Origin of the sequence: Mycolicibacterium iranicum (genome assembly GCF_014190915.1) — a bacterium.
GTDB lineage: Bacteria > Actinomycetota > Actinomycetes > Mycobacteriales > Mycobacteriaceae > Mycobacterium > Mycobacterium iranicum_B.
In genome coordinates, this window is the sequence record NZ_JACHVU010000001.1 from 616062 (window position 1) to 642718 (window position 26657).

Sequence of the window (26657 nt, forward strand, 5' to 3'; positions counted from 1 at the left end):
ACGGGGTCCGGGCATGTCCTGCGATCAGTTGCCGTAGTCGTCGCGGCCCGGGTTGACCGTGGGCTGAGGCGCGGTGACCGGGGGAGTGAAGATGCCCGGGCCGTCCGGGTTCGGGGCCTTCTCGGTCGGGCTCAGCGGCGGAGGCGTGGTCGTCGTGGTGGTCGTGGTCGTGGTGGGTGACTCTTCGGGGGTCTCGCTGTCAGTGCTGCACGATGCGGTGAAACAGATCATCGCGATGACGGCGCCTCCGCCGACCGCTGCCGAGATGCGACGGCCCAGACGTTGTGAAGCCATGTTCGGTCCTTTACTAGTTCTCTACGGGGGTGTCTTCAGCCAAGCCGATGACCTGCGGACCCTTGCGGGGGCGCTTTCATCGTAGGTTCAAGATCTCGATCATGAGGACTAACGCATCGCCGGGCCCGGGCCATTCCCCTGCTCACCTGCGCTGGACCTGCGCCGATCACCCGACCCCACCGTCGGGGGCGCCGGGATGGAGTGGCGGCGCGACGGTGTCGGCCCGCGGCGCGCCGGGACGAGTAGACATCGCCGGTGCCAGTTCGTAGCCTTGCCGGGTCATCGACAGCCGGGCCGTGTGGGTCCCTGAGCCAAGGATGTGCCGATCCGCGTGACCGGGGTGCGCTCGTACCTTCGCCGAACAGCCGCTGCTGTGGCGACCGCGGTCCTGGTGCTTTCCCTCCCGGTGGGCGACGTCGAAGCCGACCCGGCCGCGGACGCGCTGGCCAAACTCAACGAGCTGTCCCAGCAGGCGGTGCAGAGTCGCGAGGCCGTGACCGCGGCCCAGCACGATGCAGAGGTCAAGAGCGCCGCGCAGGCAGCAGCCACTGAGCGCCACCGCGGCGACCTGGCGGCACTGCAGCTGGCCGACGCTCAGCTGCAGCCCCTTCAGGCCGCGGCCGACCGGATCGCGGCGATGAGCTACATGAGCGGCCGCGACGGCCAGTTCGCGGCGGTGTTGACCGCAGCCTCCCCGCAGCAGCTGATCGACCAGCTGTCCCTGCAGCGCACGGTGGGCGCCGGGATCGCCGAGCAGATCGCGGCCTTCCACACCGCACGTGACCGTGCCGGCGCCGCGGCCCAGGCGTCCGCGAGGTCGGCCGATGACGCCCGCACGGCCGCCGAGTCGGCCGCCGCGGTGCGCGCCGAGTTGCAGGCGAAGCTCAGCGAACTTCTGCGCCAGATCGCCGCCGCGGAGGCGCAGTACGCGGCGCTGACACCGCAACAGCGGGCGATCGTCGACAGTGCCCCGCCGCCGGGCGCGCTCCCACCGGGAGGCCCGGCCATCGCCGCGCTGCCCGGAGTGCCGCCCGGCGACCTTGCTCCGCCCCCCGCGGGCGCTGTCCCCGACAACCCCGAGGCGTTGCCGGTCGGCGTCGCCTACGAAGCCGGGTTGCAGCCCAACGCCGTCCTGGCTGCCCGCGCTGTCAGCCGGCAGTTCCCGCAGATCTCCGACATCGACGGGGTGCGGCCGGACTCGAAGCCGTGGCACCCGAACGGTCTGGCGATCGACATCATGATTCCGAACCCCGACAGCCCCGAGGGCATCGCGCTCGGCGACCAGATCCTCGCGTACGCGATGAGCAATGCCGGCCGGTTCGGACTGCAGGACGTCATCTGGCGCGGAACCTATTACACGCCGGCCGGTCCGCAGGCCTCCGGCTACGGCCACTTCGACCACGTGCACATCACGGTGACGCCGCGACGCTGATCGCCGGCCCCGGGAGGGCCCAGCACGACGCCGTCGCTGCCTAGGATCCCTGGAATGGACGCACCGCAGTCGACAGCGAGCACGACTCCGACGCGCATCCCGGCAACGGGGATCCTTCGGGCCGCGGTCGCGGCCGCCGCGGTCGGTGTGGTGGCTGCTCTCAGCGCGTGCTCGTCGGACACCCCGGCCAGCTCCTCGGCCGCCGATGTCCCGCTGCAGTCCGGCCCGCAGACCAGGCTTCCCGACGCACCGGGATACAACCGCATCGCCGTCGACGCCCAGAACGTTCTCTACCTCGGCGGGGCGTTCGGGGTGGTGACGCTCGCGCCGGAGGCGGACAAGCCGGCCCCGTTGAGCGGCACGCCCGTGTCGACGTTTGCCGTCGCCCCCGATGGCACCCTGTCCTTCGTGGGTCCCGACAAGACTGTCGAGACCCTCGCACCCGGATCGACCAGCCCCGAGCCCCTCCCGTTCGGAGTGCTGCGGCAGTGGAGTGAGATCGCCGTCGGGAAGGACGGCGCCGTCTATCTCGGCGACAACGACAGCGGCAGGTTGATGAAACTCGATCCCGGCGCGAGTGCACCGACCGAGTTGCCGGTGCAGGGCGTTCACGACATCGGACACATGGTCGTCGATGCCGACGACACCGTGTACGCGTACGCCGACGGGTCGCTGCTGAAGATCCCGAGGGATGCAACACGCGCCGAACCCATCGACGCACCCGGCGACGTCGGCGGGCTCGCGGTCGACGCCGCGGGCAATCTGTACGTCACCGACAATCGGGCGGGCACCGTGTCGCGCAGGGCCGCCGACGGAGGTGACTGGGTTCAGTTGCCGTTCACCGACATTCAGTCGCCCACCGACATCGCCGTCGACAGCGACGGCAACGTGTACGTCATGGCGTCGGCGAAGTGGACCCCCTCCGGGGTCGTCAAACTCGCTGCCCGGTAGACCGCGCGGTCCGCTAACCGGCCGGCGTCACGTCCGCGCCGGACCCCTTGGTCGAGGCCTTCGACCGCTTCTCGGCCCGCACCGCCCGCGTGCCACGGACATATCCCGTCGGGGAGACCGTCGCCGCCAGCAGCGCGCTCTCGCCGTTGACGAACGGGTGGAAGCCGACACCGGCGCCGCCGCGGCCCTTCACCGGGATGTCGGCGACTTCGGTGACCTTCCAGCCCTTTTCCGAGATCGACAGAATGGCCTCGCCGTTCGCACACGTCAGGGGCAGCGCGGCGACCACTTCGTCTCCGTCGCCCGCCAGCTTGACCCCCGCCACGCCGTTACCCGCGGCACCTTGCGGATTCACCGCGGCCGGATCGATCCGCAGCACCCTGCCGCGGCGCGTCACCAGAGCGAGGTGCGCTCCCGGTGCCAGGACCCCCGAAACCAGTAGCCCCGTGATGTCGGGTGCGACCGGGATGTCGCGGATCTTGTAGGGCAGACCGCCCCCCGTCGTGAACTTCACGCGTCCGTCGGTCCACACGGCCCAGCCCAGTCCCGTGGTGAGCAGCTCGCCGTGCCTGTCGGAGAAGACGCCGCGGTCGTCGAGTCGCCACGCGACGTTGACCTTTCGCTCGCGTGGACCGTCCTCGTCGGAGCTGGATGCCGTCGGTGTCGCGTCCACGTCGAGCACGGTGCGGCGGTCGAATTCCGGCCCCTTGAACAGTTTCGCCGTCTCCACCAGCTCCTGGTCGATGACCTTCCGGCGCGCCTCGGGGTTGTCGACCAGTTCGGTCAGCTCGGCGAACTCGGCGTCCAGCCTCTCCGCTTCGGCCTGCAGTTCGATGACGTCGAGCTTGGTGAGCCGGCGCAGCTGCAGCGCCAGTACGTAATCGGCCTGCACGGCGTCGATCGCGAACCGGTCCTGCAGACCCTGACGGGCCTCGTCGACGGTGTCGGATCCGCGGATCACCGCGACGGCGGCGTCGATGTCGAGGTGGATGAGCATGAGGCCGGCCACCAGATGCCGTCGCGCGGTGACTTTCTCGAGCCGGTACTGGCTGCGGTGCAGCACCACCGAGTCACGCAGGGACAGGAAGGCGGCGATCAGTTCCCGCACCGACCACCAGCGCGGCACCCGGTTCTCGTCGAGGGCTACCAGACTGGCGGCGAACGTCCCCTCCAGCGGCGTCAGGGCCAGCAGCTGCTCGCGGATCTGCTCGGCACTGTGGCCGCGCTTGGCGGTGACGACGATTCGCAGCCCGTTGCGACGGTCGGTGAGATCGGACATGTCGGCCACGCCGGACAGTTCCCCGGAGTCGACCAGCGCTCGGATCCGTTCCTGCACAGTGTTGCTCGCGACACCGGGAGGCAACTCGGTGATCACGCAGTTCTTGCCGTCGACGGACACCGTGCCGCGCACCGTGAATGCGCCGCGGCCCGTGGTGAGGTAATCCCGTAGCCCGGCCGTGCCGACGACGGTGGCGCCGCAGCCCCAATCCGGTCCGGGGATCAGCTTGGCCAGTCTGTCGTCGGTCATGTTCGGGGTCTTCAGCAGCGCCCGGCACGCAGCCATCACCTCACGCGGATTGTGGGCCGGCACCTTGGTGGCCCAGCCCTCGGCGATGCCGACCGCGCCGTTGCAGAGCAGCACCGGCCACTGCGCGGGCAGTACCGTCGGCTCGATCCACTCACCGTCGAACGTCGGGACCATCGGCACGGCGTGATCACTGAGCTCGGCGGTCAGCGCCGCCCCGGGCGCCGACAACCGCATCTCGGTGTAGCGGTCGGCCGCCGGGATGTCACCTTGGATGCGCGGGAAAGCGCCCTGTCCGTCAATGACTTTCACGCGCTGGAAGTCCGCGGCCATCAGCGCCGCGGCACCGTACATCGACGCACCGCCGTGAGGGTGCAGGTTTCCGGTGACCGCCGAGCAGACCTTCGAGGACTTCTGCGGTTTGTTGCCGGGCAGGAGTCGCGATTCATGCATCTGATAGAGCAGGCGACGCTGCCCCGGCTTGAGCCCGTCGAACGCCGACGGGATGGCGCGGTCGCTGACGCTGTAGAGCGCGAAGGTCAGCTGGTAGTGGTTCCAGTAGTCGTCGGCGCTCTGCTCGAGCACCAGATCGGGATTCTGCTCGGGCAGGTCGAGGGTGGCGGTCACGATGTTTCCCTATGTCCTAGTCGAGGTCGAGAGCTGAGGTGTCGACGCGGGAGGCCACATCGGCCATCCACGTCCGCCGGCCCTCCGGTGGCCCGCCGAACAAGGTGTGGTGCAGCTTCTTCTCACCGTCGTCGGGGTGCACGCGAATCACGGTGCGCCGCTGCGGATCCAGCACCGTATGCCAGAAGTCGTCGGCGTCCATCTCGCCGAGGCCCTTGTTGCGCTGCACCTCCACCTTGCGCTTCGAGGTCGCCTTCATCTGCGCCACGGCGGCGTCGCGCTCCGACTCGTCCTGGCAGTAGATGCGCTGCTGGCCGTCTTTGACGACGAACAGCGGGGGCAGGGTCACGTAGACCATCCCCGCCTCGACGAGCGGGCGGTAGAAGTCCAGGAACATGGAGATCAGGCTGGAGTTGATGTTGCCGCCGTCGGGGTCGGCGTCGGAGGCGAACAGGATCCGGTCGTAGCGGCACGCCTCGGGATCGCAGTTGTCGCGCACACCGCAACCCAGGATGCGCTCGATCGAATCGAATTCGTCCTTGACCCGGGCCTTGCTGACGGTGAACCCGTACACGTTCGGCGGCTTGCCCTTCAGCGGGAACGCGGCCTGGAACGTCGCGTCGCGGGCGGCCTTGATCGTGCCCAGCGCCGAATCGCCCTCGCAGAGGAACAGTTCGGCGCCGGACCCGCGCCCGGTCTCTCTGCTGGGCAACAGCTTCGGTGGCAGCGACAGGTTCGTGCCGAGACCCTTGGCCTTCGACGCCGCCCGGGACCGGGCCTTGGCGCCCTCGGCGCTGCGCCGGGCCCGGGCCGACTCCAGTGCGAGCTTCGTCCACAGCGAGACGACGTCGGCGTTGGCGGGGTTCGCGGCCCAGATGGTGACGCTGCGGGCCACGTCCGGTGCCATCGCGACGTTCAGCGAACGGGAGGACACGGCCGTCTTGGCCTGCGAGTCCCACGCCACGTCCGGAGCGCGGGTGTCCACCGCCAGCGCGGTGACCGCGGCGAAATCCTGTGCCTCCGGGCCGTCTTCGCCCTTGGCCAGGCCCAGGTCGCGCATGCGGGAGGCGCGGTCGGCGAGGGCCTCGGACAGCCCCTTCACCGCCGCGGTCAGGTGCGACCCGCCACCGGGGGTGCGCACGGTGTTGCAGAATGCGGCGACGGTGGCCGGTTCGGCCGGGCCCGCGGTCAGCGACCAGCGGAACGGCGTCGGGCCGCGACCGGTGGTGTATTCACCCCGCCCCTCCACGACGGCACGCACCTCCGGCGCCGGGGTGGCGGCGGCGGCACACATGAGGTCAAGGAGGGTGTCGGTGCCCCACGGGCCGCCGAACGGCTCCACCAACTCGGGGCGCACCTCGTCACCGGGCCAACCCTCGTCGACGACGATCAGGTGAACGCCCGGGGACATCCGCGCCGCGGCGTGCGCCCTCAGCAGGACCTCATTGATGTCGACGGTCGAGTCGGGGACGACCGCCGGGTCGAACAGGATGCGCACCGTCGTGCCGTGAACCTCGGGGGTGCGGTTGGCCGTCCCGCGCAGCTTCTGGGTGTCGGAGCGGGTGAACGGGGCAGCGGCGTCGAAGTCCTTGCCGTCGAACACACCGGGGTAGCCACCGCCGAAGCTCTGCAGATACGTCTTGCCGGCGCGGCGGACCGTGACATCGGTGCGCGCGGAGATGAACACGGCCGCTGCCGCGCCGATCCCGTTGAGCCCCGCGCCCGTGCTGGTCGCATCGGAATGCGCGGAGAACTTGCCGCCCGCGCGCGCGGTGCCGAGGGTCTTGACGATGCCGTTCTTCCCGTTCACCGGATCGGAGTCCACCGGCAGTCCCCGGCCGTCGTCGGCGACGCTGACCGATCCGTCGGGGTGCAGGGTGATGGTGACGGTGGACCCGCCGTGGCCGGGGTCGGCCACCTCTTCGATCGCGTTGTCCACGATCTCGCGGAGCGCGGTGTTGAGCACGTCGAGTCCGAGGTTCACCGCCGGCCGCAGCCGTGTGTGCTGGACATCGTCGAGTTCGGTGATGTCGGCGGCGGTGTAACTCACAGCTCGTCCTTTCCATCGAGACCGGACAGGTAAGGACCGAAACGCGCAGGATGCTGACGGTGATCCACTCGGCAACCAGGGTGTGCCGCAGGAATCTTAAAGGCCGCGGCCGACATCGTCGTGCAGCCGCGGCGGTCGTCGGGCCGAAGCGGTCAGATCTTCCCGGCCGGGAACATGGTCTTGACGGCCTGGGTGATGTTCGCACGGGCGGCGGCCTCGCTGGTGGGGTCCAGCGAGCCGATCGCCATGACGTAGCGGCGGTCGGGTCCGATGACGCCGGTGGACACGTGCAGCTGATTGCCGCCGTTCCAGCAGCAGAACCAGCCCTGCTTGACCGCGACCGGTTCGGCGTAGAGGCCCTCGGGGATGCCGAACCGCTGCGGATATCCGTCGGTTCCCGTCGGTGTCGACTGCGCGAGATTATCGAGGATGATGTCGGCTTGCGCCGGTGGCAGCCCTCCGCTGCCGTCGAGCAGCTTGTCGTAGTAGCGGACGAGATCGCTTGCCGTGCTCTGGGTGACGTCCCAGTGTCCGTTGTACGGCGCGGTGGTGCCGGTCAGTCCGTAGCGAGCCACGACCCGCGCGATGATCGCATTCTGGCCGCTTCGGTCCCAGAAGTTCTGCGCGGCGCTGTCGTCGGACGAGCGAAGCATGATGTCGAGGGACTGCCGGTCGGCCGCGGACAGTGTCGTTCTGCCTTCCGACTCCTGCATCAGCAGGTCGTCGGCGATGAACAGCTTCACCACCGATGCGATCGGGAACGGCCTGTTAGATCCGTTCGACACGGTCTGTCCGGTGGTGCGGTCCTGCACCACGACCTCGATGTCGGCCCCGGTGTCGGCCGCGTCGGCGGTGGCCTGACTCACGCGCGCATCCAGGCCGTCGAAGGATGCCGTCGGCTGCGCCGGCGGCGCCGCGGGAAGGGCGAGAGCCGGGGCCTGTGGAGCCATCGGTGCCCGGGGCGCGTCCTGCCCGGGCGGCGTTCCCCAGACCTGGGCCTCACAGCCGTTGACGAGCAGAGCCGCGCAGACGATCGCCATTCCCGTCAACGTCCGTTTCGGAAGTTGCCGCCGACGCATAGATGCCCTCCAGACAAGTCATGATCACGGGAACAAGATCAACGCTGCGCTCACCGTTGTCCCAGCCTAACCGCGCCGCAGGAACTGCAGGCGGTGGCAGCGTGAGCGCGGGGCCGTCCTCGCGGGCGACAAGGCAGGGCTTCCCGCCGCGGCAGCAAATGCGCCGACGCGGCGGCAATCCGCGTCGTTTTAATGGAGCTCGGCGCTGGTCGAATCGGGCCCGCCGGTACAGCAAATATGACGTCTGCGAATTGTGTCGCGTATCGGGTCACTCATCTGGGTACACTGGCCGGATCCGGCTGCGGGGGCAGGCGGTCAGCGAAACTGGGCGATGGCGGGGACTCGTGAAGCGATGGTCGACAACGGCATCCTGATCGACACCGACGATCTGGGAGTGGCTGAACAGCAACTCAGCGACTCGTTCGGTGCGATCCACATCCGCAGCAGCGGCGATCAGCCCAGCACGCGCACCCGCATCTGGCGCAGTTACGTCGGCTCGTTGAGCGTGGACGACGCCGAACTGAACTACGAGATGAGCTTCGACATGGAGCCCACCGACGGCCTGCTCCTGTGCCGGGTGCGGTCCGGGGTCCTGGAGGAGACACAGCATCGGCAGCCCGCCCGCGCGCACACCACCGGGGACGTCGTCGTCTACGGCGGGGAGGAAGGGCGTCCGTTCGCCGGTCGTGTCTTCCACGCCCACTATCACCTGCTCACGATCCCGCGCCGTGCGCTTGCCGAGGCCGCGGGCCTGGACGGTCCCGAAACGCTGAGCCTGCAGAGCTCCCGGCCCGTGACCGCGGCGGCGAACCAACACCTCGTCGATGTGGTCGACCACATCCGCCACGGTGTGCTGGCCAACACGTCGGCGGCGACTGAACCGCTGGTGGGCGGTGCCGTGATGCAGTACCTCGCGGCCTCCGTGCTGGCGTCGTTTCCGCTCGGGCGGACCGGCGAGACGGTCCGGCCGACGGGCGACGACGACAACCCGGAGGCACTGCGCCGTGCCACGGCGTTCGTCGACGACGAAGCGTGGCGGGACATCTCGGTCTGCGACATCGCACGCGCTGCGCGCGTGTCGGTCGGATCGGTGCACAGCATGTTCCGCCGGCACCACCGCAGCACCCCGACGGATTACCTACGCCAGGTGAGGTTGCGCCACGCCCACGAGGCGCTCGTCGCCGCCGACCCGTCCGGTACCTCGGTCGAGGACATCGCCCACCGGTGGGGATTCTGGCGCCTCGAACGCTTCCGGGAGCTCTACGCCAGAACCTATGGGTGCGATCCGGAGAGCACACTGCGCAGCTAGCGGGGAATCCTCATGAGACCCTGTCGTCGGTAGACGGACCGTCCTGGTCGGCGAGTATCTCGACGTGGGAGCCGTTGGTCATCGGATCACCATTCCTCGGCATGGACGAGCACGTGCGCTACGAACATGATTGCTCAGGCGCAAGGAATGTAAACGTTCCCGTCCATCGACGGTCATCGCTGTGGCGCCGTTGCCGATCGTCGCGCCCGCACGCGTGCGACCGTCAACACTGTCAACGTGAGGAGACCGGCGAGAATCACGGGGCTGGTCCACAGCCGCCGATCGCCGAGATCCATACGGCACAGATCCGTGTAGTCGACATCGACGAGAACCCCCTCGGCCGTCGGGGTATTCGCGGCATCCCCGTCATCGAGCGCACGGGCCGCCGAGAGATCGGGCGACAGTGCACTACCGCATTCGACGTCGAGCAATGCCGGAGACACCGACACCGGAGCCGCAAGGCCGACGACACCGACGATCACCGCGACAACGGCGGCGAGGAGCACAGTGAATCGCATGCCGGTGACGTACCCCCCGGCTTCGTCCTGATACGCCACCGCAACGGCTTTCGCCCGTATCATCTGCCTGCGCCGGGGGTACCTGCCCACATGTCTGTTTCGACTGCTGCGGCGAATCGGCACCGGACGAGCCTCGTCATGGTCACGTCAGTGTTCACCGGCGTGTTGGCGAGCGGATGCACCGACGGGTACGCGGCGTTGGGCACGCACAAAGCCGAGGTCATCATCAACGGTGTGGCGGTCGATCCGCGACCCCGCATCGACTGCGAGCAGGTCGGGTGGACCTGGCACATCAAGACTTTGAAGGAAACGCCGGGTTTCGAGGCCCAGGTGAACACCGGCCCGACCGTGCAAGCGCGCGCTGTGCAGATCGATGGTCTCGGTACGTTCTCGGGCAGCTTCTGGGACGAGACGGTCGGTGACGCCACCGCGGAGATCGTCGACGGGACGCTCATCGTCGTCGGAACCGCCGAGGGCTACTACCAGGATGCGCCCGCCGAACGCGCCACCGCCCGGTTCGCGATCCGCACCGATTGCTGAGGCCGGCCGGCCGTGCGGCCGGCGTCAGCGCTGCTGGGTGGGACACGCCTCGACCGGCACCCGCATCGTGATCTCGCCGGCGCGCTCGAAGTGGAAGGTCACCTCCGCCGACATCCCGGGTCGTAGCTGCGGATCCAGAGAACTGAGCCGCACCGCGGGTAGGGACCCGCCCGCGTCCTCGGGTCCAGCGCTGGGCTGCCCGACCCCGACCGTCGACTTGGGTGGGATGTCCACCGCGACGGGAATGGAGGCGGCGGGGGTGGCATCGGTGGATAGACCCGACAGATGCTCGACCTCCGCGGGATGTCCGTTAGTGACGGTGAACCTCATCGCGGCGCCGGCGTCGAGCTGAATCGCGCAGTGTCCCGGAAGGAAGCTCGGCACGATGAAAGCGTTCTCGACAGTCGTTCCCTCGGTGAGTGATCCGGAGCCGCGGTTCGATGAGCCGCTGGGGGAGGTGTCGTCGCATCCGGCGATCGGAACCACCGCCGCGAGAGCCAGGGGGACAGGGGCGATGTAGCGGTACAGCGAGGTGTGTTGCACGGTGTCTCCTTCTGTTGTCGTCATTTCTGTGCGGCATGCGGATACGCCGCGGTGTTTCACCACGGCGCGCCGAACCGTGATTTGCGTTGCCCCCCGGCCGGGATCAAGATGCAGTGGTGGCTGCGCCGAACAAGGCTCACGGGGCCGATGAGGGCCCCCGCGCCGATCAGGTCGACGCGGTGCTGCGCGCGTCGCGGGCGCTGGTCGGTATTGCCGCGACCTCGCTGGCAACCGTCGAAGACGTGGTGACGGTTCCGCAGTGGCGGGTTCTGGTGCTGATCTACACGCGGGGGCCCATGAATCTGGCGTCCCTGGCCGCCGAACTCGGCGTCAATCCGTCCAATGCCAGCAGAACTTGTGACCGGTTGGCGAGGGGCGGGCTGTTGGACCGCCGCGAGGCGGAGACCGACCGTCGCAACATCACTTTGACGATGACGGCGGCAGGGCGGCGTCTCGTGCAGAAGGTCACGCGGCAGCGTCGCACCGCGATCGAGAAGGTCCTGCGCGCGATGCCCCGCGACGCCGTCGACGACCTGGCCGACACGCTGGCCACCTTCGCCGCGGCGGCGGGAGAGCCGGGCGGCGACGGACCGGTTGTTGCTGCCCTGTGGCCGCCGCTGCGCTGAACCGCCGCGGTCATCCGTCGGATGGTCTGCCAAGAGTCTCGTCCGCTCTAATCTCGATGGTGCGTCCCTCTGCGTTCCGACAGTGTTTCCCGTCAGTGAAGACCTGATACTTCCTTGGTCGGCAGCCGCCTCTTGGCGCAATGCTGACCAGTCCCCAATTATTGCGATTACGCAACGATTGCGATAATGCGTGTTTGAGCCACGGCACCGGGTAGGCGTGAATCCACAGGTTCCACCGAGATCGGGAGAGGGCAGTGAACACTTCTGTGGGAGACGACGGCCGGGGATCCGCCCCCGGCGTCGAGCAACTCTTCGAGAAGCTGAGGAACAGCGCCGACGCCAACGAGCGGATGGGTTGGCGACGACGCATCATCACGGCGTGTCTGCCCCTCGCCGACAACATCGCCTACCGCTTCATCGACCGGGGGGAGCCGAAGGAGGACCTCCTTCAGGTGGCCCGGATCGGGCTCATCAAGACGGTCGACCGTTACGACCCGGCCAAGGGCCACTTCCTGGCGTTCGCGGTACCGACCATCCGCGGGGAGGTCCGCAGGTATTTTCGTGACAGCACCTGGGCCGTGCGCGTTCCCCGCCGCGTGCAGGAAACGCACCTCCGCGCACGGGAGGCCACGGAGTCCCTCGCTCAACGGCTGCGGCGGGCGCCGAGCGTCCACGAGGTCGCCGAGGAACTGGACGTCGGCGCCGCGGAACTCGACCATTCCCGCAGGGCTAACACGGCCTACCGGCCCGTGTCATTGGACGCCGTGTCCGCGGTGGGCGATGGCGGCGGCGGTGACACCTTGGGGGCGCGGTGCGGTGTGGACGACCCGGGTTTCTCGCTCGTGGAGGACCGCATCCTGCTCCGGACGGCAGTGGCGCAGCTCGACCCGCGGCGGCGCGAGATCGTCGGGCTGATCTATTTCGACGGGCTGACCCAGCGTGAGGTGGCCGAGACTTTTGGCGTCTCCCAGGTGCAGGTGTGCCGGTTGCTGAAGGATGCGTTGCGGCAGATGCGTAGGCTGGTGTGCGCCGACGACCTCGAACCCTGTGCGTGACCGTGTTCGTTGCGGCATCGCAAGTATCGCTACCACTAACCTTTCTGCGCCTTTCTGCAGCAAGCTGGCAGGGATCTGACAGAGGCCGCCGAGGCATGCGAAAACCGTTGCACGACACTGGATCGACGCCGAGTCGGCGCCGTGCGATTCCGATTCCCCGGTCGCCGGCGGGGTCCAGCGACAAAAAGATCAGGGTTCATGTTTCACCGGTCACCGAAGCGGCAACACGGTGGCCGGAACGGTCTGTGACGCGAGTCACTACGCGGCTTCGAAGTCCATGAGCGAAGGGGACAAGCATGGCAGAGCGGGGCGCGCAACCGACGGTGCCGCGGGGACGGCGAATGTTCCTACGCCTGATCCGGCACCTGTTCCGGCCCCTGCGTCCCGATGACTACCTCGAGATGGTCAACCCGCTCTGGACCACCAAGGAGCTGCGGGGACGTGTCGAGCGGGTCGAGGCGCAGGGCAGTGAGGCGGCCAGCGTGCTGATCCGGCCGGGCTATGAGTGGCCCGGGCACAAGCCCGGCCAGTACGTGCGCCTGGGGTTGGTCATCGACGGCCGCTACCACTGGCGCGCGTACTCGCTGACCTCCGAGCCCCACCCCAGCGACGGGCTGGTCAGCGTGACGCCGAAAAAGGTGGACAACGGGGTCGTCTCCCCGTATCTCGTGCAGAAGATCCAGCCTGGTGAGGTGGTGCGTCTGGGTGAGATCGAGGGTGAATTCGTGCTGCCGGATCCGCTTCCGGCCAAGATGCTGTTCATCAGCGCGGGCAGCGGCATCACCCCGATCATCAGCATGCTGCGCGATCTGGACCGCCGGGGCGAACTCGGCGACGTGGTCGTCTTCCATTCCGACCGATCCCGGGAACAGGTGATGTTCCTACCGGTCCTGGAGGATTTCGATCGCCGTTACGACACGATGCGCCTCGACATCCGGCTGACCTCGGAGCGCGGCCGGATGTCTCCGGGCGACCTCGACGACCTGTGTCCGGATTGGCGCGACCGCGAAGCGTTCTGCTCCGGACCCGGCGAACTGCTCGACGGGCTCATCGATTTCTGGGAGGACAACGGCGACCCCGACCGGCTGCATTTCGAGCGGTTCCAGCCCAAGATCGGCGGCAACGCCGGCGCCGGGGAGGGAGGCGAGATCACCTTCCTCGACAGCGACACCTCCACCGAGTGTGACGGCGGCACACCGATTTTGGAGGCCGGAGAGCAGGCCGGGCTCAACCTCGCCTACGGCTGCCGCATCGGCATCTGCCATACCTGTGTCGGCACGCTCAAGTCCGGACGGGTCCGCGACCTGCGTTCGGGCGAGGTCACAGAACCCACCGGAGGGGACATCCGGATCTGCATCCATGCGCCCGAGGGCGACATCGCCGTCGAATTGTGATCGGAAGGACTGACGTGAGCACATCAATCGAGAGCCCGCTCTCCCGCTTGAGCGAGCAGGAGTTGGAAAAGCTCGCCAAGGAACTCGACGCCATCCACGACGAGGTGTTCGCCGAACTCGGCGACCGCGATCGCCACTACATCAAGACGGTGATCTCGGTGCAGCGTCAGATCGTGGTCGCAGGCCGGGTACTTCTGCTGGGTTCACGCTCGCGCACCGCCTGGGTCCTCGGCACCGCGTGCCTGAGTATGGCCAAGATCCTGGAGAACATGGAGTTGGGCCACAACATCCTCCACGGGCAGTGGGATTGGATGAACGACCCGGATATCCACTCGTCTGTCTGGGACTGGGACACCGCGTCGAGCGCCGACGCGTGGAAGCATTCGCACAACTACATCCACCACACCTTCACCAACATCAGGGGCAAGGACAAGGATCTCGGCTACGAGATCATGCGGGTCGACCCCAACCAGAAGTGGCGCCGCGCCAACCTCGGGCAGCCGCTGTACAACTTCCTCCTGATGATGCTGTTCGAATGGGGGGTGGCGCTGCACGATACGGACGTCGAGGCGCTGTGGCGCGGCCAGAAGACGATGGCGGACCTCAAAGACGACTTCAAGAGCATCGCCGGCAAGGCCCGCCAGCAGATCGTCAAGGACTACCTGGGCTGGCCGATCGTCAGTGCCGGCGCCTTCGCGCTCACCAAACTGCTGCTGGGCGACCGCATCGACCAGCCCGCCCGGTCGCGCCTCGGCCGCCGCGTGCGCCAGCTCTCCAAAGGCTCACGCGCGTCGCGGGTCGCGAACGTCCTCGACACCGTGCTCCCGGGTGTGGAGAGCACCTATCTGCGCACACTGGGCGCCGACGTGCTGGCCAACCTGGTCCGGAACGTGTGGGCGCACGCCATCATCTTCTGCGGCCACTTCCCCGATCAGACCTACACATTCAGCGAGGAGGAGGTCGCCAACGAGAGCCGCGGCGGCTGGTATGTGCGCCAACTCCTCGGCGCGGCCAACATCGAGGGCAGCCCCCTGTTCCATGTCATCAGCGGCAACCTCGGCTACCAGGTCGAGCATCACCTGTACCCGGACATGCCGAGCAGCCGGTACTCCGAGATCGCGCCCAAGATCAAGGAGATCTGCCAGCGTTACGACCTGCCGTACAACTCGGGTCGCTTCGGTAAGCAGTGGTTCACCGTGCAGCGCACCATCGTCCGCCTCGCGTTCCCCGGCGGAAAGCCGCGGCCGAAGCCGGGCCCCTACCGGGGGGACGACGTCGAACGGCGCCCGCAAGGCGACAGTGAGGCCGCCCGCTTCCGCGAGCGCGTTCCCGCCGAGCACCCGGACGCCGGCCCTGAACACCAATCCAGCGGGGTCGCTGTCGATCCGCCGCCGCGGGGTTCGGACTAGCCCACACGATCACGGCGGAATGGTCGGCGGCCGCCACCGGCTGACAGCACCCGCCATGGCACCGAAAAGCGGGTCCGGCGTCACGCGCAGCGCCGCATCGCGCACGGCCGTCAGCGGCGCGGAACCTGGTGTGGCGAACCAGGATCCGGCCTTGGACGCGTAGTACATCGCCAGTATGCGCGACCGGCGCGCCGCCAGGCCCGCCACGCCGCGGTAGGCCAGCGTGATTGCGTCTTCCATGGCCAGCGCGGCGCCCTGCCCGAAGGTCGGGCGCATGCCGTGCGCCGCATCGCCGATCAGGACCACCGCCCCGCGCCGCAGTTGGCGGGGCGGACGCGCTTCGTAGATCTCGGGGGTGGCGGTGCTTTCCGGGCGGGCGGCGTCGATCAACGCCGGCAAAGGATCAGCCCACCGCCGGAACTGTGCGAGCTCGGCCCCTCGGGGCGCTCCGCCGTACACGTAGGTGCGACCGTCCACCAGTGGCAGGATCCCGAAGTCGGCGGTGGCGCCCCACACCGTGCCGTATCCCTCGCGGAGCCCCGGGTCGACGATCCACGCCCATCCCGCGGTTCCGGTGGATCGCGGCGCGAGGGCAGAAGGCCACAGCAGGCGGCGGGCCACGCTGTGGACCCCATCGGCGGCGACGACCAGATCGAAACGCCGCTCGAGGTGGTCCCCCACCCGGACCGTCCCGTCCGGGTCCACCGCGCGCACCGGCGCCGAATAGTGCAGGCAGTCAGGCGGTACCTGCCCGGTCAGCCACTCGATGACCCGCGCCCGGGGTGCGGTGACGACGTCGCCGCCTCCGGTGAGCCCGGAGAGGGTGCTGTGCACCAATACTCGACCGTCAGGACGGCGGATCACCGCGGGGATTCGCGACCATGCCGCGGCATCCTCACGACGGTCGATACCCAGCATCGCCAGGCACGTCAGCGCGTTGCGGGCCAGCACGATGGCCCCGCCCGCCGTCGACGGGCCGGCGTTCCGCTCGAACACCGTGACGTCGTGACCCGTTCGGCGGAACGCGATGGCGGCGGCCAGGCCGGCGAAGCCACCCCCGATGATCCCCACCCGCATCAATTCATACTACGGCCTGTAGTAGAGCGGGGGCGCGCATTTGCCGCAGAACGTGAACGGCCGGCGATGAGATTTTCCGCACCGACGGGTCCAATGGGTGGCGCAGGTGCGCGCGTGGCGGTGAAGGAGGCCGGATGACCAGAACGAATCTCTCGATGTCCATATCAGCGGACGGATACGTGGCCGGACCGGACCAGTCGATGGAGCACCCACTCGGCATCGGCGGCGAATTGCTCCACGAATGGCACATCGGGCCTGCCAGTGCACATCCCGTCAATCGGCAGGTCGTGTCAGAGATGCTCGACGGGATGCGGGCAACCATCATGGGACGCAACATGTTCGGCCCGGTACGTGGCGACTGGGGCGCGTCGCAGTGGCAGGGGTGGTGGGGTGACGAACCGCCGTATCACTGCCCGGTCTTCGTGCTGACCCACCATGAGCATGCCCCCATCGAGTTGAACGGCGGCACCACGTTCTTCTTCGTCACCGACGGGATCGAGTCCGCGTACGCGCAGGCCTGTGCGGTTGCCGACGGCGGCCCCATCTCCATCGCGGGAGGCGGCTCGTGCGCCAGGCAGGCCCTTGCCGCGGGGATCGTCGACGAGATCGATCTGCAGATCAGCGCCCACATCCTGGGCTCGGGCGAGCGCCTGTTCGACGGCTTCGACCGCGGCGCTCCCGCGCTCGAACTCGTGCGCGTCTTGGAGGCTCCGGGTGTCGCCCACCTGCGGTACCGCGTCCTGCGCTGATTGAGAACGCGTGCCGGTCAGTCCGCCGTGGCAGCGATGGAAGACGGGCCGGCCGATCTCGGTGCGCCAGCCCGCCGGGTCGTCGGTGTCCCGGGGGTCCACCAGGTGGGTTTCGTGGATGGGGCCGTCAACGGCCAGCGCGTGGGTGACCGCCCACGCACCGCTCTTTCACAACGACAATCACGATGGGGATATTCGGAGCCGGCTCGTCCTACGGCGCGTCATTGCTTCGGACCCGGGGGAGCACGGCGGAGGTGACGAGGTGTCGTCGCAGGCGGCCACCGGAGGCGCGGAAGAGGGAGTTCATCGCCGCCGCGGTGCCCCGGACGTCATCCCTGGCGGTCAGGTAGGTCCAACGGTGCCTGTCGGGCAGGGTGAAGAACTGCTCGAAGAAGCCGGGGACGTCGTCCGGAGGCATCCGGAGCAGCGCTTCCAGCCCGATCCGGCGGAAGCGGTGGATCACCTGTGCGGCCAACGGCCACACGGTGTCTCGAGCCGCAGACAGGGCGGCGTCCGGATCGCGGGGGAGGTGGGCTGCGAGCGCACCGGCCACCTGGGGAGCGAGACGTAGCGACGACGCCACGCTGTACCCGGTTGCGGGGTGAATCAACGGTGCGGCAGCACCGAACCCGAGGGTGCCCGCGCCGTGGTGGCGGGGTTGGTCCACCGGGAATGAAACCTTCTCGGAGCGGGTGTCTTTCGGCACTTCGATCCCGTGGCGGGCCAGCCGGGCGTGCAGTCGTCTGCGCAGCGTCGACAGAGGCAGCCCGGGCCGCCGTGCCAGCGAGGTCTCCTCCAGCAGCACCTCGTCGCCCCCCAGCGGGATCACGTAGAGGAACGTCGGCCACCCCGTCTCGCCGTGGTCGGCGCGCCAGTCCATGAACAACGCCTCGCCGTCGGCGATGAGAGGTGACGCGGCGTCCCGGTCGACGATCACCCCATAGGCCGTCTGTTCAGCAGGTGTACGAGACGGCGTTGCCGGAGCGAGGGGGCGGGCACGGCCCCCGGCGTCCACCACGACCGACGCCCGCAACTGCGAACCGTCGGCCAGTGCGACCACCCCCCGTTCCGGGGAGCCGACGGCCCGGCCGGCGTGCAGGTGCACCCCGGTGAGCTGACCGGCGAGATGCGCACGGAAGGCCGGCACGTCGAGAACGGCGTAGTCCCAGCCCAAATGGTGTTCCGTGAGTGCGATGACCCGCCCGGCGGCCGTGGCCGCCACGGTGGACCCCGGCAGGTCGGCCGGCAGCTCCCGGCTCCACATCCCGTACGTCGCCGTCCACGCTCGCTCGGGGTGGGGGTCGAGAAGCCCGGTGTCCAGACCGAGCCGAGCGCACGCCCCCGCCAGAGCCATCCCCGCGGGGCCGCCGCCGACCACCAGAACGTCCATCCGTCCTATCGTGCCCTTCGCTCACTCCGTGCTTCGCAGCGCCTCGACGACGGCGGCGTACATCGTGGACTTGATCGCGCCGAGCGTTCCGGAATCCTTACCGAGAAGGGGCTGCACCCGCGCGAGGGCGTTGTCGAGCACGCCCGCCTCGGGCGCGGTGTCATCGACGAGTGTTGCGTGCCGGGCCTCGGCGCCGCCGTAGCGCCGGCCGGTGGTCATCGCCTCGACTGCGGTCTGAGGTGGCACCTTGGCCTGGATGAGCGCCGCCATGCCCGGGGTGAACGGGATCTTGATGTCGACTTCGGGAAAGCAGAAGAAGCCTCGGTCCTCACGCATCACGCGGAAGTCGTGGGCGACGGCCAGCATGGACCCCGCACCGAACGCGTGGCCGTTGACCGCCGCCACGGTCGGCAGAGGAAATGTCAGGATCCTGGCGAACAGCTCTTGCACCCGGCCGACATACCACGGCAGGCGAGAGCCGTTGGCGCCCAGCCATTCCAGGTCCAAGCCGTTGGAGTAGAACTTGCCGATGCCCGTCGTGATCAACGCGTGCGCATGCTGCTCGACATCGGCCAGTTGAGCATCGAGGGTGTCCAGAAAGTCCGGGGAGAAGCGGTTCTCGTCCTCGCCGAGGGTGAGGACGGCGACCTTGTCGCGGTACTGCAGGTCTGCGGGCATGGTGGATCCTTTCGACGGGGGCGGCTCAGGGGTGGACGGGCGGGATGCTCAGGACGGCGCGCACGGCTGCTTCGAGGCGGAGACGGGCATCGGGGTCGGCGGTTCGATTGCCCCGCAGCAGCAATGCCGTCGGCAGTTCGACGACACAGGTACGCACCAGCGCGAGGGCGGGCCGGTCGATGCGCCCCCACAGTCGATCGGACAGACGCGCGAAGAGTTCCCCGAGTGCGTCGTCGAGCCGGCGCAGGTCGTCGGCCGCTCCGGCGGGAAGTTCGGCGGATCGCAGTAGTTCGTCCCGAGAGACCGTGAGCAGTAACTGCGCCGACGCGGGACTTCGATCGAGGAACGTGGCCGGGCACAGCGCGGCCGCCACGACGGCGTCGACGGCGGTGCCTGTGTGTGCCCCGAGGGCCAGGTCGACGCCGTCACGCTGCAACTGCAGGAATCGCTGCGCGGCCCGCACCCAGGCGCGGGCCAGGAGCGCGGCCCGCGAGCCGAAGGCGTGGTACAGCGCGCCGTTGGACATCGTCGTGGCCTCGGACAGGGCGCGGATCGTCACCGCGGCGGGACCGGCGCTGACCGCCAACCGCTCCGCGGCATCGAGCACCGCGTCGAGATCGTGCACCCGGGGGCGAGGCATGCGGGCCACCATAACAGAGCGTCTGCTCTGTTATCTGCCAACAGGCAGATAAGTGGGCCCGGTGGGGTCTAGTTCGCGTGGGTGCCCTGCAGCACGAGGTTCACGGCCGCTTCGATGACGTCGTCGTCGGGAAGGGTGCCGAACATCAATGTGGGACAGGCGACGACACCGGTCAGCATCGACGTCGCAGCCTGCAGTTCGGCCCCGTCGAGAATCTCGGCGAGCATCGTGCGCAGCGGTTGCTGGCCCTGGGAGTTGATCCGGTCGCGGACCTGGGCCATCTCCTCGACTCCGGCCCACTGGGCCATCACCGACAGGATGTGGTCGAGGCGCAGGTCGATGACCGCCTGACGGAAGACCTGCAGCTCACCGATGATGTCGGTGCGCAGGTCGCCCGTGCGTTCGTTGTGCGGCATCTCCCCGATGGCGTCGAGAGCCAACATCACCAGGTCCAGCCGCGAGGGCCAGTGCGCGTACAGCGTGGTCTTCGAGTAGCCGGCGATCTCCGCGACATAGGCGTGGGTCAACGCTTCGGCGCCGTCGTCGGTGAGTATCCGCAACGCCGCGCGTCCGACGTCGGCGCGGGTCCGCGCAACGCGGGCGTCCGGGGTCTCCGACGGTGTCCGGTCGGACCGTGCCACGTCACCTCCCAGCCGAGCGTCGCGTCAATTAACTCGACAAAAGTTATCTAATGGACATTTTGTCCATTAGTGGTAGACAAATACAGAGATGGACGTTTTGATCAGTACTGTACTGCTAATCCATCAGCGGGGGCCGGTTCTGACCGGACTGCCGCCAGGCCGGTGCCGGCAGGGATGTCGCGCCGCCAGGGAAGGATCTCCATGTCTGTACTTTTCTTCGGCTCCATCAGCACATTGGCCGACACCTCCGAACTTCAGCGCCGCGCCTTCAACGAAGCCTTTCAAGCCCACGGACTCGACTGGAACTGGTCGCGTGAGGACTACGTCTCCATGCTGGGCAGCAACGGCGGCAAGGACCGGATCGCCGACTTCGCCCGCGAACGCGGGCAGGAGGTCGACGCCGCCGAGGTACACGCCACGAAATCGGCCATCTTCCAAGAGCTCCTGTCCTCGCAGGACGTGTCCGCGCGCCCGGGCGTGCTGGACACCGTGCGGCGCGCCAAGGACGACGGCACCAGGGTCGGGTTCGTCACGACGACCTCCGGGGACAACATTGCCGCACTCCTGCGGGCGCTCTCACCCGACATCACCAGCGACACGTTCGACGTGATCGTCGACAGCTCGTCGGTCAGCACCGGCAAACCCGATCCCGCCGCCTACCAGTACGCGCTCGACACGCTGGGCGAGGACGCAGCCGGGGCCGTCGCCATCGAGGACAACGAGGGCGGGGTTCGCTCGGCCACCGCCGCGGGTCTGACCTGCATCGCCTTCCCGAACCAGAACACCGCAGACGCCGACTTCAGCGGCGCCGCGACGACGGTCGAGGCGCTGCGCCCCGACGACGTGGTCGCGCTGATCAAGGCTTGACAGGAGAACCATGAGCACCATGAAGGCCCGAGTGAACGTCTCCGACAGCACGTTCCACGTCGAGGGCTACGAGAAGATCGAATACGACCTGCAGTATGTGAACAACGTGTTCGACACCGCGCACCCGGCTCTGGCCGACTGCTATCGCCCCTACGGCCGCACTCTGATGGTGGTCGACGAGACGGTCAACGCCCACTACCGCGAACAGATCGAGGCGTACTTCGACCACCACGGGATCACACCGACGGTGATACCGATCCAGATCAGGGAGACGGCCAAATCGCTCGACACGTTCGAGCAGATCGTCGAGGAATTCGATGCCTACGGCCTGGTTCGCACCGAACCCGTGCTGGTGGTCGGCGGCGGTCTCACCACCGACGTCGCCGGATTCGCCTGTGCCGCTTACCGGCGCAGCACACCGTACATCCGCATCCCCACCACGCTGATCGGACTGATCGACGCCAGCGTCTCGATCAAGGTGGCGGTCAACCACGGCAAGCACAAGAACCGCCTCGGCGCCTATCACGCTTCCCAAAAGGTGTTCCTCGACTTCTCGTTCCTGCAGACGCTGCCCGAGGATCAGGTGCGCAACGGCATGGCCGAGCTGATCAAGATCGCCGTCGTCGGCAACGACGAGATCTTCGACCTGCTGGAGGCGCACGGCCCCGACCTGCTGCGCACCCGCTTCGGGCACCTCGACGGCACCCCGGAACTGCGCCGCATCGGCGATCAGGTCACCTTCCGTGCCATCGCCACCATGCTCGAACTGGAGGCGCCCAACCTGCATGAGATCGACCTGGACCGGGTGATCGCCTTCGGCCACACATGGAGTCCCACACTGGAACTCACCCCCGACCCGCCGTTCTTCCATGGGCACGCCATCAACATCGACATGGCGCTGTCGACCACCCTGGCCGAACAGCGCGGCCATCTCACGACCGCCGAGCGCGACCGGGTGCTGGGCGTGATGAGCGCACTGGGCCTGGCTCTCGACAGTGAACTCCTCACCCCTGAACTGCTGGAGAGCGCCACGGCGTCGATCCTCAAGACACGGGACGGGCTGCTGCGCGCCGCCATTCCCGATCCGATCGGACAGTGCCGCTTCCTCAACGACGTCACGATCGAGGAGTTGGCGGAGACACTCACCCTGCACAAGAAGGTGTGTCTCGACCTGCCGCGCGGCGGAGACGGCGTCGACATGTTCGCCCCCGCCGACGCGGGCCAGACACGGTGAGCAGCACCGCCGTGCCGGCCGTGGACGTCGGCGCCCCGCGCCCCGTCACGCCGACGACGATCCTGGCCGGCGAGCTCGCGGCACTGAGTCGAGAGCTGCAAGAATTCGGCTACTTCGCACCGGAATTCGCGGACCGGCTACAGCGGGCACGGGATCTGGCGGCAGGTCTGGACCCCTATGTGGCCGAGTGCACGACACCCGAGTCGCCGGATCTCGCAGCGCTGGCCGCCCGCACGGCGGTGACGGACTGGGCCCACCGGGAGGCACCGGACGGAGCGGTCTTCCTGGAACAGGAGATGCTGTCCGGCCACGTGGAGGGGCAGCTGCTCAAGTTCCTGATCTGGCTCAGTGGCGCCACCAGGGTGCTGGAGATCGGGATGTTCACCGGCTATTCGGCGCTCGCCATGGCCGAAGCGCTCCCCGACGGCGGTACGGTCCTGGCATGCGAGGTCGATGCCGACGTCGCGGAGTTCGCGCAGCAGTGCTTCGCGAAATCAACGGTAGGAGAACGCATCACCGTCGCGGTGGGGCCGGCGATGGACACCCTGCGCATGCTCGCGCAGACTCCGGGCGGGCCGCCGTTCGACTTCGTGTTCATCGACGCCGACAAGGCCGGCTATCAGGCCTACCTCGACTACCTGCTCGACAACCCGTTGCTCACCCCCGACGCCGTGATCGCCGTGGACAACACGTTGATGCAGGGACAGCCGTACGCGGGCGCCGGACGCACCGCCAACGGCGACGCGATCGCGGCGTTCAACCGCGCGATCGCCGAGGACTCACGGCTGGAACAGGTGCTGATTCCGATACGTGACGGGGTGACGTTGATCCGGCGCGTGCGCTGATGACCCTGACCGCCAACGCGTCTCGCGCCGATGACGTCGCCGTGGAGAGCGGATCGTCCGACGCGGGCCGGACGATCCTCACGCTGCTGGGTCTGACCCTGACGCTGCCCGTGGACGTCGCGCTGGTCGCGCTGGCTCTTGCGACGCGCTCGCCGAGGGCGGCGTCGCAGACACAGCCCGCCAGGACGATCCTGGTGACCGGCGGCAAGATGACCAAGGCCCTGCAGTTGGCACGGTCGTTCCACGCCGGTGGCCATCGCGTCGTCCTGGTCGAATCGGCGAAGTACCGGTACACCGGCCATCGCTTCTCCCGTGCGGTCGATGCCTTCTACACCGTCCCCGAACCCACCGCGGCCAACTACGGACGGGCGCTCGCCGACATCATCCGCCGGGAAGGCGTCGACGTGGTGGTGCCGGTCTCCGCGCCGGCGGCCAGCATCCCCGACGCCGACGCCGGCGAGCAGCTGCGCGACATGTGTGAAATGCTGCACCTCGATCCGGTGATGGTGCGCAGGGTCGACGACAAGGCCGAATTCGCCCGCACGGCAGCGTCGCTGGGGCTGCGCGTGCCCGATTCGCACCGCATCACCGACGCCCGTCAGGTCGACTCGTTCGCGTTCCCGCCGGGACGCAGCTACATCCTCAAGCGCATCGCCTACAACCCCGTCGGCCGGATGGATCTCACCCCGTTGTCCTCGGAGACGCCGCGGTCGAACAGCGAATTCGCCCACTCGCTCGGCATCTCCGACGACGACCCATGGATTCTGCAGGAGTTCGTCACCGGGACCGAGTACTGCACCCACGCCACCGTTCGCGACGGGGAGATCCAGGTGTACGGCTGCTGCGCGTCGTCAGCATTCCAGTTGAACTACGCCCACCTCGACAAGCCCGAGATCGCCTCGTGGGTCCGCACTTTCGTTCGCGAACTGCGGTTGACGGGCCAGGTCTCGTTCGACTTCATCGAGGCCGCCGACGGCCATGCGTATGCCATCGAGTGCAACCCCCGCACCCACTCGGCGATCACGATGTTCTACGACGACCCCCGGGTCGCCCCGGCCTATCTCGACGGTGACCACCCGACCATCGTTCCCCGCCCCGAGGCCCGGCCCACCTACTGGATCTACCACGAGCTGTGGCGCCTGCTCACCCAGCCGAAACGCCTGCAGCGGCTGCGCACGATCCTGACCGGAAAGGACGCGATCTTCTCCTGGGACGATCCTGTCCCGTACCTGATGGTCCACCACCTCCAGATCCCCTCGCTGCTGCTGGCCAACTTCCGGCAGCGCCGCGGATGGAGCCGTATCGACTTCAACATCGGCAAGCTCGTCGAGTCCGGGGGCGACTGACATGCCCGCTCCTCGCACCGTGCTGCAACTCGTCGGATCGCCCGTCGACGAGTTCCACGCCGAACTCTCCCGGCTCTATGCCACCGCCAGCATCTCCGCGCTGGAGGATCCGGCCCGCTACCGGATGCGCATCGCCTATGTCCGACCCGGAGGCCGCTGGTCGTTTCCCACCGATCTCTCTCCGCAGGCCCTGGATCTTGCGCCTGATATGCCACTGGCGCAAGCGATCTCATACATCGAGCAGCTCAGTGTGGACGTGATGGTCCCCCAGATGTTCTGCCTGCCGGGGATGACGGTCTACCGGTCGCTGTTCGACACCCTCGCCGTTCCCTACCTCGGCAGCCCGGGCGACGTCATGGCCGTCGGCGCCGACAAGGTGCGCACCCGCGCCGTCGTGAGCGCGGCCGGCGTGTCCGTACCCTCGGCGCGGGTGGTCCGGGACCGGACCCGCACCGGCATGCGCTACCCCGTGGTGGTCAAACCGGTTGCCTCTGACAACTCCGTCGGCGTGACCTTCGTGGATGGCGACGCCGACTACGCCCGCGCCGTCGACGACGCGCTCTCGGTCGGCGAGGCTGCGCTGGTGGAGTCCTACATCGAGCTGGGGCGAGAAGTGCGCTGCGGCATCGTGGTTCGCGACGGTGAGCTGGTCTGCCTGCCGTTGGAAGAATACCCGCTCGGCGACGGCCGGCCCATCCGCCTGCGCGAGGACAAGCTCGACCGCACCGAGGCCGGCGACATGTACCTGGTGGCCAAGGATGCGGGCCGGGCCTGGATCGTGCCCACCGACGATCCTGTCACCGACACCGTGTGGGCCGCAGCACGTCGCTGCCACGAGGCGCTGGGCTGCCGTGATTACAGCCTGTTCGACTTCCGGATCGACCCGGCGGGAAACCCGTGGTTCCTCGAAGCCGGGCTGTACTGCTCGTTCGCCCCCAGCAGCGTGATCGCCACCATGGCCCACGCTGCCGGCACGGGCCTGACCGACCTGTTCGCCGACGCGCTGCACGAGCTCGACAGGGAGGGGACCGCATGCATGTCACAGTTCTAGAACCGTTGGGCGCCCTCGTGACCGATCTGGCCGTGGACGCGCTGGAGCCGTCACAGACCGCGGCCGTTCGGACGCTCCTGGCCGAGCACGGAGTGGTGATCCTGCGTGGTCAGGACGCCGACGACGACAGCCTGCTGCGGTTCCTGCGCAGCTTCGGCGACATCGTCTTCACCACCGGGGAGACACCCGTCGCGACCCATCCCGATCTGAACGTGGTCACCAACGTCGGACGGACCCGCCCGCCGCGGTCCACCTTTCACGTCGACACCAGCTATGTGCAGGAGCCGCCCGCCTACACCGCGCTGCGCGCGGTCACGGTGCCCGAGCAGGGCGGGCAGACGTTGTTCAGCAACCAGTACCGGGCCCACGACGCGTTGCCCGACGACATGCGCGCCGGCCTCGACGGCCGCGTCATCACCCATGTCGCCACCGGTGTCACGCTGACCGAGGACGACGAGTGCCGTGCCGAGCACCCGGTGCTCCTCGCGCATCCCGTCACCGGACGCAGGGCGCTGTACCTGTCCACGCCCCAACGCTGTGTGTCGATCAGCGGGATGTCACCGGACGAATCGGCCCAGACCGTCGACTATCTGTTCGGGATGTCCATCCGGCCGCACAACGTGCTCCGGCACAGCTGGGCGGCGGGCGACGTGGTGATGTGGGACAACCGCTGCGTGATGCACCGCGCCGACCATGCCGGTGTGGTCGGGGACCGCGTCATGCACCGCGGCATGGTGACCGACGGAACCGCCGCTCGGCCGTGAGCTAACGCCGGGGCGGCATGCGC

General features: G+C 68.3%; 25 protein-coding genes. 15 read left to right on the forward strand and 10 right to left on the reverse strand.

From position 1 onward, the window contains the following. Window positions 1-24: 24 nt before the first annotated feature. Window positions 25-294, reverse strand: coding sequence for a hypothetical protein (locus FHR72_RS02810; protein ID WP_183466364.1), 270 nt, complete (start codon window positions 292-294; stop codon window positions 25-27). A 331-nt stretch (window positions 295-625) separates the two neighbouring features. Here FHR72_RS02810 and FHR72_RS02815 point away from each other — a divergent pair, with 331 nt between their 5' ends. Beyond that, the gene (locus FHR72_RS02815; protein ID WP_183466365.1) at window positions 626-1726 is read left to right on the forward strand and encodes a coiled-coil domain-containing protein; all 1101 of its coding nucleotides are present in this window, start codon (window positions 626-628) and stop codon (window positions 1724-1726) included. Between the two features lie 54 nt (window positions 1727-1780). Continuing rightward, the gene (locus FHR72_RS02820) at window positions 1781-2677 is read left to right on the forward strand and encodes an SBBP repeat-containing protein (protein ID WP_183466366.1); all 897 of its coding nucleotides are present in this window, start codon (window positions 1781-1783) and stop codon (window positions 2675-2677) included. A 13-nt stretch (window positions 2678-2690) separates the two neighbouring features. On the opposite strand, the gene FHR72_RS02825 is transcribed toward FHR72_RS02820, so the two are convergent. The 3 genes from FHR72_RS02825 to FHR72_RS02835 form a co-directional block, all read right to left on the reverse strand. Further along, window positions 2691-4829, reverse strand: coding sequence for a DNA gyrase subunit A (locus FHR72_RS02825; protein ID WP_183466367.1), 2139 nt, complete (start codon window positions 4827-4829; stop codon window positions 2691-2693). 16 nt (window positions 4830-4845) lie between these two features. Further along, window positions 4846-6879, reverse strand: a complete 2034-nt coding sequence (locus FHR72_RS02830; protein WP_183466368.1) for a toprim domain-containing protein — start codon at window positions 6877-6879, stop codon at window positions 4846-4848. A gap of 152 nt (window positions 6880-7031) precedes the next feature. Further along, complete coding sequence (locus tag FHR72_RS02835) at window positions 7032-7958, reverse strand: serine hydrolase (protein WP_183466369.1); 927 nt, start codon at window positions 7956-7958, stop codon at window positions 7032-7034. A 331-nt stretch (window positions 7959-8289) separates the two neighbouring features. On the opposite strand from FHR72_RS02835, the gene FHR72_RS02840 reads away from it, so the two are divergent. Together FHR72_RS02840 and FHR72_RS26400 are read left to right on the forward strand one after the other, a co-directional pair. Then, a complete protein-coding gene (locus FHR72_RS02840) occupies window positions 8290-9267 on the forward strand; it encodes an AraC family transcriptional regulator (protein ID WP_183466370.1) in 978 nt (325 codons plus the stop codon). A 101-nt stretch (window positions 9268-9368) separates the two neighbouring features. Then, the gene (locus FHR72_RS26400; RefSeq protein ID WP_260155727.1) at window positions 9369-10325 is read left to right on the forward strand and encodes a lipoprotein LpqH; all 957 of its coding nucleotides are present in this window, start codon (window positions 9369-9371) and stop codon (window positions 10323-10325) included. 24 nt (window positions 10326-10349) lie between these two features. On the opposite strand, the gene FHR72_RS02850 is transcribed toward FHR72_RS26400, so the two are convergent. Next, complete coding sequence (locus FHR72_RS02850; RefSeq protein WP_183466371.1) at window positions 10350-10868, reverse strand: copper chaperone PCu(A)C; 519 nt, start codon at window positions 10866-10868, stop codon at window positions 10350-10352. 116 nt (window positions 10869-10984) lie between these two features. Here FHR72_RS02850 and FHR72_RS02855 point away from each other — a divergent pair, with 116 nt between their 5' ends. From FHR72_RS02855 to FHR72_RS02870, 4 genes are all read left to right on the forward strand, one after another. Beyond that, on the forward strand, window positions 10985-11494 hold the full coding sequence (locus tag FHR72_RS02855) for a MarR family winged helix-turn-helix transcriptional regulator (protein WP_183466372.1): 510 nt from the start codon (window positions 10985-10987) through the stop codon (window positions 11492-11494). Window positions 11495-11748: 254 nt separating this feature from the next. After that, window positions 11749-12549 carry a SigB/SigF/SigG family RNA polymerase sigma factor gene (locus FHR72_RS02860; protein ID WP_311736030.1) on the forward strand — a complete coding sequence of 267 codons (801 nt, stop codon included), beginning with the start codon at window positions 11749-11751 and terminating at the stop codon, window positions 12547-12549. Window positions 12550-12845: 296 nt separating this feature from the next. Then, on the forward strand, window positions 12846-13943 hold the full coding sequence (locus FHR72_RS02865; RefSeq protein WP_183466373.1) for a ferredoxin reductase: 1098 nt from the start codon (window positions 12846-12848) through the stop codon (window positions 13941-13943). Window positions 13944-13957: 14 nt separating this feature from the next. Continuing rightward, on the forward strand, window positions 13958-15352 hold the full coding sequence (locus FHR72_RS02870) for a fatty acid desaturase family protein (protein WP_183466374.1): 1395 nt from the start codon (window positions 13958-13960) through the stop codon (window positions 15350-15352). Between the two features lie 9 nt (window positions 15353-15361). Here the strand turns inward: FHR72_RS02870 and FHR72_RS02875 are convergent, their stop codons facing one another. Beyond that, the gene (locus FHR72_RS02875; RefSeq protein ID WP_183466375.1) at window positions 15362-16429 is read right to left on the reverse strand and encodes an FAD-dependent monooxygenase; all 1068 of its coding nucleotides are present in this window, start codon (window positions 16427-16429) and stop codon (window positions 15362-15364) included. Between the two features lie 134 nt (window positions 16430-16563). Here FHR72_RS02875 and FHR72_RS02880 point away from each other — a divergent pair, with 134 nt between their 5' ends. Further along, a complete protein-coding gene (locus FHR72_RS02880; protein WP_183466376.1) occupies window positions 16564-17178 on the forward strand; it encodes a dihydrofolate reductase family protein in 615 nt (204 codons plus the stop codon). Window positions 17179-17389: 211 nt separating this feature from the next. Here FHR72_RS02880 and FHR72_RS02885 read toward each other — a convergent pair whose 3' ends face one another. From FHR72_RS02885 to FHR72_RS02900, 4 genes are all read right to left on the reverse strand, one after another. After that, window positions 17390-18568 (reverse strand): lycopene cyclase family protein, encoded by a 1179-nt coding sequence (locus FHR72_RS02885; RefSeq protein ID WP_221192899.1) that lies wholly within the window; start codon window positions 18566-18568, stop codon window positions 17390-17392. A gap of 21 nt (window positions 18569-18589) precedes the next feature. Next, on the reverse strand, window positions 18590-19246 hold the full coding sequence (locus tag FHR72_RS02890) for an enoyl-CoA hydratase-related protein (RefSeq protein WP_183466377.1): 657 nt from the start codon (window positions 19244-19246) through the stop codon (window positions 18590-18592). A 25-nt stretch (window positions 19247-19271) separates the two neighbouring features. Beyond that, window positions 19272-19886, reverse strand: coding sequence for a TetR/AcrR family transcriptional regulator (locus FHR72_RS02895; RefSeq protein WP_183466378.1), 615 nt, complete (start codon window positions 19884-19886; stop codon window positions 19272-19274). 68 nt (window positions 19887-19954) lie between these two features. After that, complete coding sequence (locus FHR72_RS02900; RefSeq protein ID WP_183466379.1) at window positions 19955-20527, reverse strand: TetR/AcrR family transcriptional regulator; 573 nt, start codon at window positions 20525-20527, stop codon at window positions 19955-19957. A 201-nt stretch (window positions 20528-20728) separates the two neighbouring features. Between FHR72_RS02900 and FHR72_RS02905 the strand changes: the two genes are divergently transcribed. The 6 genes from FHR72_RS02905 to FHR72_RS02930 are packed head-to-tail and all read left to right on the forward strand — an operon-like array spanning window position 20729 to window position 26634. Continuing rightward, complete coding sequence (locus FHR72_RS02905; RefSeq protein ID WP_183466380.1) at window positions 20729-21394, forward strand: HAD family hydrolase; 666 nt, start codon at window positions 20729-20731, stop codon at window positions 21392-21394. A gap of 10 nt (window positions 21395-21404) precedes the next feature. Beyond that, entirely contained in the window at window positions 21405-22628 is a 1224-nt protein-coding gene (locus FHR72_RS02910; protein WP_183466381.1) for a sedoheptulose 7-phosphate cyclase, read from the forward strand. Beyond that, window positions 22625-23473, forward strand: coding sequence for an O-methyltransferase (locus FHR72_RS02915; RefSeq protein ID WP_311736031.1), 849 nt, complete (start codon window positions 22625-22627; stop codon window positions 23471-23473). The genes FHR72_RS02910 and FHR72_RS02915 overlap by 4 nt, the downstream gene beginning before the upstream one ends. Then, window positions 23473-24819, forward strand: coding sequence for an ATP-grasp domain-containing protein (locus tag FHR72_RS02920; protein ID WP_183466382.1), 1347 nt, complete (start codon window positions 23473-23475; stop codon window positions 24817-24819). Before FHR72_RS02915 ends, FHR72_RS02920 begins: the two co-directional genes overlap by 1 nt. Before the next feature lies 1 nt (window position 24820). Beyond that, window positions 24821-25870, forward strand: a complete 1050-nt coding sequence (locus tag FHR72_RS02925) for a D-alanine--D-alanine ligase family protein (RefSeq protein ID WP_183466383.1) — start codon at window positions 24821-24823, stop codon at window positions 25868-25870. Beyond that, window positions 25852-26634, forward strand: a complete 783-nt coding sequence (locus FHR72_RS02930) for a TauD/TfdA dioxygenase family protein (protein WP_183466384.1) — start codon at window positions 25852-25854, stop codon at window positions 26632-26634. Before FHR72_RS02925 ends, FHR72_RS02930 begins: the two co-directional genes overlap by 19 nt. Window positions 26635-26657 lie beyond the last annotated feature (23 nt).

Coding starts and splice junctions, on each gene's coding strand:
- FHR72_RS02810 (WP_183466364.1), bottom strand. CDS start 294: ATGGCTTCACAACGTCTGGGCCGTCGCATCTCGGCAGCGGTCGGCGGA.
- FHR72_RS02820 (WP_183466366.1), top strand. CDS start 1,781: ATGGACGCACCGCAGTCGACAGCGAGCACGACTCCGACGCGCATCCCG.
- FHR72_RS02835 (WP_183466369.1), bottom strand. CDS start 7,958: ATGCGTCGGCGGCAACTTCCGAAACGGACGTTGACGGGAATGGCGATC.
- FHR72_RS02840 (WP_183466370.1), top strand. CDS start 8,290: ATGGCGGGGACTCGTGAAGCGATGGTCGACAACGGCATCCTGATCGAC.
- FHR72_RS26400 (WP_260155727.1), top strand. CDS start 9,369: ATGGACGAGCACGTGCGCTACGAACATGATTGCTCAGGCGCAAGGAAT.
- FHR72_RS02865 (WP_183466373.1), top strand. CDS start 12,846: ATGGCAGAGCGGGGCGCGCAACCGACGGTGCCGCGGGGACGGCGAATG.
- FHR72_RS02875 (WP_183466375.1), bottom strand. CDS start 16,429: ATGCGGGTGGGGATCATCGGGGGTGGCTTCGCCGGCCTGGCCGCCGCC.
- FHR72_RS02880 (WP_183466376.1), top strand. CDS start 16,564: ATGACCAGAACGAATCTCTCGATGTCCATATCAGCGGACGGATACGTG.
- FHR72_RS02885 (WP_221192899.1), bottom strand. CDS start 18,568: ATGGACGTTCTGGTGGTCGGCGGCGGCCCCGCGGGGATGGCTCTGGCG.
- FHR72_RS02890 (WP_183466377.1), bottom strand. CDS start 19,246: ATGCCCGCAGACCTGCAGTACCGCGACAAGGTCGCCGTCCTCACCCTC.
- FHR72_RS02895 (WP_183466378.1), bottom strand. CDS start 19,886: ATGCCTCGCCCCCGGGTGCACGATCTCGACGCGGTGCTCGATGCCGCG.
- FHR72_RS02905 (WP_183466380.1), top strand. CDS start 20,729: ATGTCTGTACTTTTCTTCGGCTCCATCAGCACATTGGCCGACACCTCC.
- FHR72_RS02910 (WP_183466381.1), top strand. CDS start 21,405: ATGAGCACCATGAAGGCCCGAGTGAACGTCTCCGACAGCACGTTCCAC.
- FHR72_RS02920 (WP_183466382.1), top strand. CDS start 23,473: ATGACCCTGACCGCCAACGCGTCTCGCGCCGATGACGTCGCCGTGGAG.
- FHR72_RS02925 (WP_183466383.1), top strand. CDS start 24,821: ATGCCCGCTCCTCGCACCGTGCTGCAACTCGTCGGATCGCCCGTCGAC.
- FHR72_RS02930 (WP_183466384.1), top strand. CDS start 25,852: ATGCATGTCACAGTTCTAGAACCGTTGGGCGCCCTCGTGACCGATCTG.